This is a genomic window from Methylobacterium ajmalii (genome assembly GCF_036448855.1).
GTDB classification, from domain to species: domain Bacteria; phylum Pseudomonadota; class Alphaproteobacteria; order Rhizobiales; family Beijerinckiaceae; genus Methylobacterium; species Methylobacterium ajmalii.
Genome location: NZ_JAZFXT010000021.1, coordinates 173082 through 185081, shown reverse-complemented (window position 1 = coordinate 185081; position 12000 = coordinate 173082). Strand labels below are relative to the sequence as shown.

At 70.5% G+C, this 12000-nt stretch carries 10 protein-coding genes; 2 read left to right on the top strand and 8 right to left on the bottom strand.

The window, feature by feature from the left end; genetic code table 11:
• Positions 1-68: 68 nt before the first annotated feature.
• Positions 69-695 (bottom strand): alpha-ketoglutarate-dependent dioxygenase AlkB, encoded by a 627-nt coding sequence (locus V3T34_RS08505; RefSeq protein WP_305076658.1) that lies wholly within the window; start codon positions 693-695, stop codon positions 69-71.
• Positions 696-899: 204 nt separating this feature from the next.
• On the opposite strand from V3T34_RS08505, the gene yddG reads away from it, so the two are divergent.
• Complete coding sequence (yddG, locus tag V3T34_RS08500; protein WP_305076657.1) at positions 900-1769, top strand: aromatic amino acid exporter YddG; 870 nt, start codon at positions 900-902, stop codon at positions 1767-1769.
• 382 nt (positions 1770-2151) lie between these two features.
• Positions 2152-2814: a hypothetical protein gene (locus tag V3T34_RS08495; protein ID WP_305076656.1), complete on the top strand. Its 663-nt coding sequence runs from the start codon at positions 2152-2154 to the stop codon at positions 2812-2814.
• Positions 2815-2823: 9 nt separating this feature from the next.
• On the opposite strand, the gene V3T34_RS08490 is transcribed toward V3T34_RS08495, so the two are convergent.
• The 7 genes from V3T34_RS08490 to V3T34_RS08460 form a co-directional block, all read right to left on the bottom strand.
• On the bottom strand, positions 2824-4710 hold the full coding sequence (locus V3T34_RS08490) for a TniQ family protein (RefSeq protein WP_305076655.1): 1887 nt from the start codon (positions 4708-4710) through the stop codon (positions 2824-2826).
• Positions 4707-5753 (bottom strand): ATP-binding protein, encoded by a 1047-nt coding sequence (locus V3T34_RS08485; RefSeq protein ID WP_305076654.1) that lies wholly within the window; start codon positions 5751-5753, stop codon positions 4707-4709. The genes V3T34_RS08490 and V3T34_RS08485 overlap by 4 nt, the downstream gene beginning before the upstream one ends.
• A complete protein-coding gene (locus V3T34_RS08480; RefSeq protein ID WP_305076653.1) occupies positions 5750-7873 on the bottom strand; it encodes an integrase core domain-containing protein in 2124 nt (707 codons plus the stop codon). The genes V3T34_RS08485 and V3T34_RS08480 overlap by 4 nt, the downstream gene beginning before the upstream one ends.
• Before the next feature lie 168 nt (positions 7874-8041).
• Entirely contained in the window at positions 8042-8533 is a 492-nt protein-coding gene (locus tag V3T34_RS08475; protein ID WP_305076652.1) for a hypothetical protein, read from the bottom strand.
• 668 nt (positions 8534-9201) lie between these two features.
• Positions 9202-9408: a hypothetical protein gene (locus tag V3T34_RS08470; protein WP_305076651.1), complete on the bottom strand. Its 207-nt coding sequence runs from the start codon at positions 9406-9408 to the stop codon at positions 9202-9204.
• Positions 9398-11434, bottom strand: a complete 2037-nt coding sequence (locus V3T34_RS08465) for an AAA family ATPase (protein ID WP_305076650.1) — start codon at positions 11432-11434, stop codon at positions 9398-9400. Before V3T34_RS08465 ends, V3T34_RS08470 begins: the two co-directional genes overlap by 11 nt.
• A gap of 165 nt (positions 11435-11599) precedes the next feature.
• Positions 11600-11941, bottom strand: a complete 342-nt coding sequence (locus V3T34_RS08460; RefSeq protein ID WP_305076649.1) for a hypothetical protein — start codon at positions 11939-11941, stop codon at positions 11600-11602.
• Between the last annotated feature and the right edge of the window lie 59 nt (positions 11942-12000).

Here is a 12000-nt window from a genome sequence, read left to right as displayed (position 1 = left end):
GGCGCGTCGCGGCCCGGGGAGCGGGCCGCGCGCGGGACGTGGATGCCTCTGCCGAGCGCGCCGGTCTGTCAAGCGCGGCGGATCGCCGAGACGCGCCGCAAGGTCAGGTTGAGCCGCCCACCCGCCGGCACCGAAGCGGGCAGGACCGGCCCGGGCGCCGGGGAGAGGAGGTCCGCGCTCCGGGCCAGGATGCGGTCGACGCCGTGGAAGATCAGGCGCGAGGGCCCGCCGATCACCATCGCGTCACCGGAGACGAGGCGCACCGAGCGGGTCGGGTCGGTGCGCGCGGTGCCGCCGTAGCGGAACAGGGCGGTCGCGCCGAGGGACAGGGACAGGACGGGGGCCGAGAACTCCGCCTCGTCCCGGTCCTGGTGCAGCCCCATCCGGGTCCCGGGGGCGTAGAGGTTGACGAGGCAGGCCTCGGGCTCGGCCGGGCAGCCGGCGAGCGCCGCCCAGGCCCGCAGCACCTTCGCAGGCATCGCCGGCCAGGGCCGGCCGGTCTCCGGGTGGCTCGCCTGGTAGCGGTAGCCCGCCCGGTCGGAGACCCATCCCAGGGGGCCGCAATTCGTCATCCGGACCGAGAACGGTTTTCCCGTGCGCGGCATCGTCGGCGTGAAGGCCGGCGCCTCGCGCAGGATCTCCGCCAGATCCGCGGCGAGCGCGGCCTGCGCCTCGGCGTCGAGGTAGCCCGGCACGTGGATCAGGCCGGGGGCGAGTTCGATCAGGGCACGGTCCCTCCGCGGGGAGGGCCGTCCTACCCGATTTCCCGACAAGCGGGCAGGCCTGGAATCTCTCGACGGACCGGCGGGCCCGGTATTTTCCGGTCGACCGGCGGGCCCGGCGTGATAGACCTCTCTCGGGTCTTCCCCTACGGCATGACGATCCCCACGACGACTCCCATGACGATCCGCTCCGCCACCCTGGTCGGCTCCGGCGCCATCCTGCTCTGGTCGCTGCTCGCGCTCTTCACCGCGGCCTCCGGCGCGGTGCCGCCGTTCCAGCTCGCCGCGATGACCTTCCTGGTCGGCGGCCTCCTCGGCTGCGCCAGCTGGATCGTGCGGCCGTCCGGGCTCGCGTCCCTGCGCCAGCCGCCCGCGGTCTGGGCGCTCGGGATCGCCGGGCTGTTCGGGTACCACGCGCTCTACTTCGCGGCGCTCCGCCTCGCGCCGCCGGCGGAGGCCGGGCTGATCAGCTATCTCTGGCCGCTCCTGATCGTGCTGTTCTCCGCACTCCTGCCGGGGGAGGGCGGCCTGCGCGCGGCCCACCTCGCCGGCGCGCTCCTCGGGCTCGCCGGCGTCGTGGCACTGTTTCTCGGCCGCGGCTCGCTCACCTTCGAGGCCGCCGCCCTGCCGGGCTACGCCGCGGCGCTCGCCTGCGCCTTCCTGTGGTCGGGCTACTCGGTGCTGTCGCGCCGGGTCGGCGCGGTGCCGACCGACGCAGTGGCGGGCTTCTGCCTCGCCACCGCGGCCTTGAGCTTCGCCTGCCACCTTGCCGTCGAGCGCACGGTGTGGCCGGACGGACCGGCGCAATGGGCCGCGGTCGCGGCGCTGGGCCTCGGGCCGGTCGGGGCGGCGTTCTACCTCTGGGACATCGGTGTGAAGCGCGGCGACATCCGCCTCCTCGGCGTCGGCTCCTACGCCGCCCCGGTCCTCTCCACCCTGATCCTCGTCGCCGCCGGCTACGCCCCGGCGACCTGGGCGCTGGCGCTCGCCTGCGGGCTCATCGTCGCCGGCGCCCTGGTGGCGACCCGGGGCGGGAAGGCGGCTTAGGAGTAGCGGGTATTCCCATGTCCGGGGCAGGGCTCCGGATCGGAGGGTGAAGACCGCTGGAATGATTCCGGGCCGCCGTCGGAAGAAGGCGGCCCGGGACGTATCGTCCGTGATCCGATGCCGAGGGCCGAACCTCGACATGGGGCCTTAATCGAGCTGGCGCCTCATAATAGCCGACCCAATATTCCGCATTGAGCCCGAAGGGCAGGGCGGGCAGGCAACACCATAGTTGCCTGCCTGAAACACCAAAGTTCCGCACATAATTTGGAGGCCGTGCAACCTCACGTGAGATGCCCCTCGCGAGGTTTGTCGCTTGCAGCCTCGGATCCGAGAATCCCTCGACCGGCCGGCAAGTTCGCCGAAGGCGGGACGAGGCGTCGCCATGGGCTACAATCACAACAATCCGCAGAACCGGGCGAAGGCGACCTCGATGCTGCGGCAGTTGAAGGTCCAACTCGTAGACGTGACGGGCGCGCAGGTCGAAGCCCGCAGCAACCTCTTCGCCGCCTCCGAGGCGTACTGGCAGCTATCCAAGGCGGCCGGCGTGCACCTCTACCAGGAGGGCGGCGGCTGGCATGCCGACCTTGAGTTCAAGGGGTTGCCGCCGGGCGTTCCCCGGATCGTCGGCACCCCGGAACCCGTCCCCACGCGAGCGGAGGCCGTCGAGAGCGTCGTCGAGATGATGTCGATGTGCGCCCAGCGCGACGGCATCACTCCTCCGGACCCGAAGACGGGGCTGCGCTGGTTCCGGTTCGACGATCACGAGGTCCCGGTCGACCCGGAGATGCTGGAACACTTCGCCTCCCGCGTCTCCGTGGTCGCGTTCGACGCGGCGCACATCCGGAAGGAGCTCGATCTCCTTCGTGCCGACATCGCGGGCGACGCCCCCGTCACGGCCGAGGCCTGGGCGGCCGCGGACTTCCAGCTTCGGTACGACGCCTGCCGCATGTGCTGCGCCGCCATGGCCTTCGGGATCATGCAGGTCTCGTACGATCCGCAGGCGGACCTCGAACCGGTCTCGGCGTCGGCTCCCGGGATGCACTGAGCGCCGAGTTCAGGCGGCGTCGGCTCCCGGTCGACACGCCTTCAGGTCGCGGCGTCGATAGAGCTTCGTCCGGACCCGGTCGTATGGCGCCGCCTCTCGGACACCGCCTTCCGCGAGCCGGCGCATCGCCTGCTGCGGCGAGAGGCCGAGGTAGGCGGTCGCCTCCATGAGTGTGACGTACTCGGAGGCGAATGCCTCGACGCTCGCCCTGGTCAGCGCCCTGACCGACCGCGGATCGCGCGGGCGGTATCCGGGCGACCACTCCAGCATGCCTTCCCTGACGAGGCACCACAGGTTCTTCGGGTCGACGCCGGCCAACATCGCGGCCGCCTCGGTCTCGGTGACGTCGTCGGCGGAGCCTTCGCCCTGGATGACCCTGAAGAGCTCGTCGCGGTCGATCAGGAGGTCGCCGTAGCGCCTGCCCGTCGTATGGCGTCCCACCCATGCGAGCCGTCCATCGAGGATCAGGTTCAGGATCTCGACGGTGCCGACCCGCAGGCCGGGCGCGGCCCGATCAATCGTCATCCGCGGCTCGGCGGGGTTGGCCACGGGCACGGCGTTTTGGAACAGCCTCGACATGAAGGCATCGACCTCTGGGCGCAGGAAGCGGCGCTTCGAGCCCGCGTTCCGGTCGGCTTCGGGCAGGACGGGCAGCCATCCCGCCTCCTCAAGGTGCCCGACCTGCTTCACCGAGAACCCGGTCCGGGCGGCGACGTCCTTGGCCGTGAGGTGGTCCTCGACGTTCGCGACGACCTTCCCGAATTCCTCGACGGTGATCCAGAGCCGGCGCCCCTCCGCGACGGCCTCGGCCCCGATCAGCCGGAGCAGGCCGACGTCGGACCGCGAGCTCGAAAAGGCGGCGCTCCGTTGCGTGTGCATGCGCCGCTCGTCCAGCCGCACGCCGAGGAAGGCCGTCCCCGGGCTTATGGGTAGCTTGGAAAATGCGTGCTCCCGCAGGACGTGGCGGAATTTCTCGAACGCTGGGTCTTGGCGATTCGAACGCAGGACCGCGTGGACGCGTCCGTAGACCTTGCCGTGGCCGATGGAGCCGCGCTTCCCGAAGCTCAGGCGTCCGACGATGCCGTCGAGCGCATCCTCGACCGCGTCCGCCCCCCGCGCGGCGATGCGGTACCCTTCCTCCGCCGCCCGCGCGAGGTCGCCCATGTCCGAGGGATGCGTTCCGGGACCGTGGATGACCGAGACGCCGAGCGCCTCGCAGAAGGCCGAGGCGGCGTGCAGCGGCACGTCGTCCAGCCAGTTGCCCGGATCGCACGTGCCGTCGAGACGGGCGGCGAACCAGTCCACGAAGGCGGTTCCGGGGGCGGGTGCCGCCTCCGTGCGTAGCCGGTCCAGAACGGGGAGGACGCGGTCGGCCAGCGTCGCCGAGAAATCGTGGCCGGCCCGGAGCGTCGCGTCGGCCTCGACGTGCACCAGGACCGTCCCGTGCCGGCCGCAGACCCTCACCGGCTCCAGCAGCCATTCGAGCCTCGACCACGGCCGGGCCTCCGTCGGTCCCTCGAACCGGGCGAGATCCTCCGCGACGCAGTGCGGGCACACCCGCGTCGCCGACGCCAGTGCCGATCCGGGTGGAAAGCGGTGGCCGCCGACCACGACATTCTTGTCGCCGACGTCGTGCGAGGGCGTGTACCGACCAAGGTCCGACCGGCTGGCCGGGTTCTGCCGGTTCAAGGCGGCAAGGGCGTCCAGGGCGCGCCCGTCGCCGCGCCCCAGGGCCTCGACGTCGATCCGCATGTCCCTCAGGAGGGTCTGCAGGTCGACGCCGTTCAAGGCGGCGAGGCGGGCTGCGTAGCCCATCGCCGGTTCCTTCGGCTGCAAAGGATGCCCGAGGTTCAGGAACGTATCCCGGGCCGGAAGGGTGGTTGCGTCCCCGTTCACGACGATCGCGCCGGTGCGTCGTCGATGGTCAGGAACGAGCCCTGGCGCAGCCCCCTCCAGTGTTCCGCCAAGAACGGGTTCTTGTCGTCCTGCCCGTAGGCCAGGGAGCGGCGCTCGAAGGCGACGGCGAAGTGACCGTAGGTCAGCGCCTCCCTCTTCCAGTGCATCGCCTCCTGGAGGGCTCCCTCCACGAGCTGGCAGATCCGGGCGTACCGGTGCCGGGCCGCGAAGGCTAGGCGCTCGGGCAGGTCGGTATCCGCCAGGTGGCTCGACGCGATGCCGACCGCCTCGCCCATCCGGGAGAGGATGTTCAGGACGAGATCCTTCTCCTCGGGCATCGCCACGTCGGCGAACCGGACGAAGTTCCCGCGCCGCTCGACCTGATCGTCGCCGATGGGCAGCCCGAGAACCTCGGGCAGGCCGGAGAACACGAACGCGACGGGCCACTTCGTGTCGATGGCCACGCCCTTGATGGCGTTCGCGAGTTCCTCGCGGTCGGATTGGGAGGCGTTCCGCTTCAGGAGGTGCTGGGCCTCGTCGATGTGGACCAGGAACACGCCCTGCGACTGGAGATGTCCGGCCATCCCGTCCCAGACCTCGCCGCGTCCGGTCTTCATGGCCAGCCCGTATCCAGCTTCCCGGACGATCTGCAGGCCGACGAGGCGAGGGGGCGCGTAGCCCTTGAGCTTGATCGAGACGTAGCGCGGCTTGAGCCCGTAGGGCGTCGGGACGGGCCGCAGCGCCGCGTGACCGCTCAGCAGGCGCCCGATGGCGGCCGTCTTGCCGGCGCCGCTCGCCCCGACGAGGAAGAAGCAGTCCGCCTCCTGCCGGGGGAGGCGGCGCGTCGCGACGTACCGCTCCAGGTAGCGGTTGAAGCCCGTGAGGAGGGCGTCGTCGCGGTCGCACTCGACGTAGACCGACTTGACCTTCTCCAGGCCGTCGATCACGCGCCGGCTGCCCTCGGGCATGCCGGCGCTGACGCCCCGGAAGTAGTCGTCTTCGTCCAAGGAGAGGCGGGTGGCGGCTTCGAGTTGGGCGGTCATGAGCGTTCCTCGTCACGGTAGCGGTTCACGGACCGACGCTTGGTCGGCTTGGCAGGGTCGGCCACCCGGCCGGAGCCCGGCTTCCTCGCGACCGAAACGCCCAGCGTGTCCGGTTCGTCCGCGGTGGACATCGGCGCGCCCACGGGCTTCGGCCTGGGCGCCGACGCCCGGTCGCCGCCGCGCTCAAGGCGCTCGAAGAAGGCGAGGTGCTGGTCGTTCGTCATGATGTCGGACGGGACGCCGGCCCGGATGCGCGCCTCTTCCGCCGCCCGCTTGATGAACTGGCGCGCCTCGTACCTGACGCTGCGGCCGGCGGCGTCCTCGTCGGCGGCGAAGCGCTTGATCTCGTCGTTGAAGTGCTCAAGCCTCGTCAGCGGCACCCCGCGGAACTCGTCCGCCTTGAACTCCATGAAGTCGCCCGCGGCGCCGATGGCGCGCCGGGCTTCCTCCGGAACGAGCACGAGCATGGTGCCCAGGTCGTTGGGGTTGATGACCCCGGTCAGCTCGCGCTTGCCCACCAGGCCGAGGAGGACGCCCATCTTCGGGTGCTTGTACTGCACGTGCATGAAGGTGATGCCCGGCGGGCGGATGCGCAGGCCCCGCTTCCGGATGCCGAACGCCACGTGCCTCTGCACCTCGTCCGGCGGGGGGAGCAGGTCGTTGGAGGACCGCTCCCAGGCCGAGAGCGGGCTCATTCCGGAGAGGCCGGAATGGGGGCGGAGGTGGTAGTCGTCGACGATGAAGCGGACGAGCAGGAGCTCGATCTCGTGGGCCATGACGCTGGCGAGCGCCTCCGCCTCGTAGTCGCCGCGCTTCACCACGTTGGAGAAAGCCTGGCCGGTGAAAGTGCGGCAGAAGCGCTTGAAGGTCCGGAAGAACGACTCGATGTGGCCGCGCGAGGTGGGATTGCCGCCGGGGTAGCGGTGGGTGATGCCGACGCGCCGGACCGTGTCGCGGAAGTCGCCCTCGAAGGCGGGTCCGCCGTCGGTCGCGACCTCGCGCGACCTCGCCGCCATGTTCCATTCCGAGGTAGCCTTGGCGAGCTTGGCCCATCCCGACTTGTCGATGAACATCGAGTGGAGGGCGCGCCGGGAGCCCATGGTGGACGGCTTGTCGGGCGTGACGTTCAAGGCGACGATGCAGCGGGTGACGACGTCGATGCCGGCGGTGACCGTGCAGCGGACCCTGCGGTCGACCTTCTGCGCGGCCTCGCGGACCTTCGGGGTCAACGTGTCGTAGACCTCGGCGTCGTTGAGGATGGCGAAGAGATCCATCTCCCAATCGTCCATCTCGACGCGGCCCATCCGCTCGATGACCTCAAGCCCGTCGTAGGTCCGCAGGCCCTGGCCGACCGGTGCGTACTTGCGGCCCGCCACCTCCGGGCCGAGCCGTCCGGCGTCGACGACCATCGGCGCCATCCTGTTGACGCGGCGTCGGACTGCCCGCTCGTTCACCGACAGTTGGGCGTCCTTGGGCAGCTCCTTGTTGCGCTTACGGACCGCCGCGTCGACGTCCATGAAGACATCGTCCTTCGCGGGCATCCCGCGGCTGGCGTACTGGTCGATCTGCTGCTCGATGATCTCCAGGACCCGGGCGTCGAGTTGCCTGCGGTTCCCGCACCGGCGGTAGCCGGGCTTGAAGGCGCTGGACCGGAACTCGGCGTCCTCGTAATCGGCCAGCCATTCCCTGAGGGTCGTCGGCCCCGGGTAGTCGTAGGTCTTGGCCTCCTGCCCGGCGATCCGCCGTCCGGGAGGCCGCGCCATCCGATACCGGTCGAGGTACCAGCGATGCACGGCGTCGCGCTCGCGCTCGATGAAGGCCGCGAGACCCTCCTGCGAGAGGGCGGGCTTCTTCCCGTGGCCATCCAGGCCGGCGCGGGCACGCTGGACGCGCGTGCACCATTCGACCTTCCAGGCGATGGTCCGCAACTCCTCGTCGTTCAGGTCGTGCAGCAGGAGGTCGTCGTCGCGGAGGGCAAGGTCCCTCGCGGCCGCAGAGAAGTAGTTCTCGTCGACGGCGATGAGCTTGGCGTCCCGAAGCTCCTGCTGGCGCTTGTCGGTGAGGTGCCATGCATCGTCGTCGTCGACGAGCATCTCGCCGTCCACAACGTGTATCAGCACCCAGGCCTGCGCGAGACGTTCCGCGGGGCGGTAGCACTCGCCGTTCCGCCGGACGCGGTCGTTGAGGGAGAGATAAAGTCGGGTGTTTGGCATGTATTCGTCATTCCTTTGAGGGTGCCGGGAGGGTGTCTTTGAAGGGCATCCTCCCGGTGCGAGCTGCAGGGTCTGTTAAGCGGCGTGGTTAGCGCCGATCAGGCTCGACCCGTTGGTTAAGGGGGTGTCCATGTGGAGGCGCTCGCCCGGCGGGTTCCTCAGGAGACCCGCCGGGATGAGGGCGAAGGCCGCCCTCATCCCCCTCACGCCGTATCCGGACGCCTGCCCGATGGCGGCGGCGGTGACGGTCCCGGGAAGGTTCGGGAGCGTCGCTCGGACGGCCTCCCAAGCCTCGCTGTCCTGCTCGGCGCCGCAGCGGGCGATCAGGCTGGCGTTCTCGACCGCCGCGGGGTCGAGCCCCTCGAAGGTCACCAGCCTGAAGTCATCGGCGACCCCTGCGGTGTCCTGCTCGCAGATGAGCTCCAGCTTCGCCCAGGTGTCGTCTTCCTTCGCCGACTCGGCCGTGTCCTTGACCGCGTAGGCCTTGCGATGGCCGCAGCGATGCTCGACGACGACGTCGATGAAGTAGACGTGCAGGACGCCGTTGCGGCGGAAGTTGACCTTCACCTGCTCGTGGATCGCACGGACGGTCGAGAACGAGGCGAGGACCGTGATGACGGTCCGCTCGGACTCGCTGTCGAAGCCGTGCGTCCGGCGCCTGACCGGATCGGGCAGGTCTCCGACCGAGGGCCCGTGCTTGCGCGACCGGGGTACGCGGTCCGGATCGGTCCGCGCGTAGTCGATGCCGACGAGATCGGGAGCCGCTCGCGCGACCGTTCCCGTGTCCCCCTTTGGCCGGGACTAGCCTGTCACCCTTTGGGGGCGACGAGGGCCGGGGCCGAGAACAGGGTCTGGCGGCCGGCGCACATGTCGGCAAGAGTCGTGTGGCGATTGAACATCGTGGCATCTCCCGGGAAGAAAGCTGGACACCGCACCCCGTGACGGGGCGGGCCTTCGTGGTCACGCGAAGGTTCGGGCGCCCGTGGGCGCTCCGAGGTCAGTTCCGGTGGGGGGATGTCGCCGCTATTCGGGAAGCGCCGGTCCGGGGGAGACGTAGGGTCATGCAGGGCATGCTTGCTCTCCTTCGGTGGGGCCAGGCGCTGGCCGGTGGATGGATGTTCGGGCGGTGGAGTTAACGTGCCATCGCCCAGGCTGACGGCCGGTTAACAATTCCCTGGCCGGTGGATTTTCGGTGAGACGGCTGTGGACAACGCGTGACGACCGTCGACGCCCGTTCACTGGTGTCCCGCCCCGGGGAAGGCCACGACGTTGCCGTCCGCCCGGCGGGTCAAGCGGCGTTCCTCGACGAGCTCCATCCCGGTCTCGACCTCGACGGCCACGGACCCCAGCAGGCTGTCCATGTCGTCGGGCGGCAGGAGGCGCGAGAGACGCAGCAGGCCCAGGATGATCTCCGCGATGCGGGCATCGACGTCACCGTGCATGGGGCCCTCCTTCGACGGCGCCCGCCTCGCCGGCCGGCGTCGCCGGGGTTTCCGCGATGATCGTGCGGACCTCGTCACCGCCGAGGACGCGCCGCTCGACCAGTCGGGAGGCGACGCGCTCGATGCGGTCGAGGTTCGCGCGGACCAGGCCGAGGGTCCGGACGTAGAGACGGTCGAGTTCGCGCGCCGTGCTGTCCCTGAGCGCGGCGTCCGCGCGGACGAGCGCGTGCATTTCAGAATGATCACCCCTGTAAAGGAGCGACCCCGAGAGGCCCCAGGACGCGGCCTTCGAGGCGAGCAGGGCCGTGGCGGTGGCGAGGTCGCTGAAGCGCTCGCCGCCGGCACCCGAGGTCGGCTCGCCGAAGACCTCGTCGGCCGCCCTGCCGGCGAGTTGGGTGCAGGCAAGCGCCTCGACCTGCGCGGAGGTCATCATGACGGGATTTCGCAGGCGCGCGTTCGTGCTGCCGGCCCAGGCCCCGCGCTCGACGATGGTCACGACGTCGAGCGCCGTCGTCGCGGTCACCTCGCCGATCACGGCATGGCTGGCCTCGTGGCGCGCGATGGCCCGGACGGTCTCGGGGGCACGGGTCTCGGGCGGGCAGACCTGGCGCACGAGGTCGGCCATCGCCACGGGCCGGCCAGCGGCCCGGGCGGCGGCGCGGGCGCCCCTGGCCCAGCCGGCGACGTCGGCCCCGGTGGCGCCGAGCCCGAGGATGCCGAGCGGCGTCAGGTCCGCCCCGGCCGGGACGTGGTCGCCGAGGTGCTGGCAGAGGATGCCGACGATGGCCTCGGCGTCCGGGAGCCCGATCCTCAAGACCCTGTTGAGGCGACCCGGCCTGACGAGTGCCGGGTCAAGTCTATCCGGGTAATTTGTTGCCGCGACGATGATCAAATTGGCGCTCGATGAAGCAGCCGAATCGATCTCCTGCAACAGGGCTGTGATCACTGGCGTCCAAAAATCTCTGTGGCGATTATCTAAACTTTCACGTGACGGAACTCCGTCCAGCTCATCGATGAGTAATACCGCCGGACCGTTGGCGGATGCTTCCTGGAATGTGTTGGAAATGGCGCGGATTACGTCGCCGAGGTGTCCGGAGTTGTTCGTGAACCACGCGGACGCGCTGGCCACGTGAAGCCTGAGCTTCAAGCTCCTGGCCAAACTGACGGCAAAGCTCGTCTTGCCGTTGCCGGGCGGTCCCGCGACGATGACCGCGCGGTCACCTTGGACGGCTTCCGCCCAGGGGATGCCTTCGGTGCGCCACGCGTCGACGGCGGCCACGAGCGCCAGGCCCCATTCCTTCGCCTCGCCGAGCCCGAAAACGTGTTCCAGGGGTGGGGCGTCGTTGGTCGCGACCACGGCCTGCCTTGCGGCGACCACGGCGGCGAGCCGCTTCTTGCAGGTGGCCGCGGTGGAGTTGCGGCGGATGGCGGAGCAGGCGTCGAGGAACGTCAGCCCGGCAAGCGGCGGAAGCTTGCGGGGCCGGCGACCGGTGACCAGCGTGATCACCGTCCGGACCGCCTTCGGCGTCGGGGCGCCCAGCCTCAGCCGGATGTCGGCGGCCACTGTCAGGGTGGACGGCAGGTAGCGTTCGGGCGCCTGCGAGACGCCCGCGACGTTGGAGCCGCCCCCGAGCAGGGCGGCCACCGTATCGCATCCCTGGTCGGGGAGATCCTGTGTCCTCTTGGTTCCGGAGCGCCGGAAGATTTCCGCGAACGCTCCCGCGGTACGGAGTGCATCGCCGACCGGCTGGACCATCTCGGGGTGTGCTACCTCGACGACGACGGCGAGGCCGCTGCGCCTCCTGATGGCGGCTTGATCGCGCTCGGACAAGGCCTCCACCAACATCGCGGTCGCGAGCATCCGGGGGACGGAATTCTTGTCGAGGAAGGCGGCGTGCGCTTCCTCGGGAGATGCATGGACGGCGTCGGCGTCCCGGTCGTCGAGGAGGTCGTCACGCTCGGCTTGGTGGGCTGTGCGGCGGGCGTGGTCCAGCAGCGCGCTGGCGGGAGTCTTCCTGGTGTCCATGGCGGCCTCCGGCATGGGGCCGCCGCGCGTCGATGCGCGCCGGTCAGACCCCTGCGGGTTTGTCGGATCGGGTGGGGAGGTGGCGGGCCGGCTGGGCGTCGGCGGCGCGCGGTATGCGCTCAAGGCGGGTCATGGGTTTCTCCTGGAGGATCGTGCGCGTGAGGGTCAGTCCGGGTCGCCGGGGTCCCAGGCGTCGAAGTCGACCCGGCGTGCCGTCGCGGATACCCTGATGCCGGGGCGGGCCGGGGCCGACCGCTCCCTCAGTCGCAGGGCTAGGGCTTCGGCCTCCTCAAGGGCGGACCTGCCGAGGGCGACGAGCACGGCGGCGGCGATGCGGGCGAACGCCGCCTCGCCGTAGGTGGCGTGGCAGCCGCTGAGCCGCCTGAAGATCTCGCCGACTTGGCGGGCGGGGTCCTCGGTCTCGGGCGGGGGTGCGGCGAAGGAATGGGTAGGTACATGGCCGGACGCGACGGGGGCGTCGGCGGGCTCGGTGATGGCGTCGGTCAAGGCGGCCTCCGTAGGGCCGCCGGACGCCAAGCGTCGGTCAGGCCCCCTGTAGGGCGTCG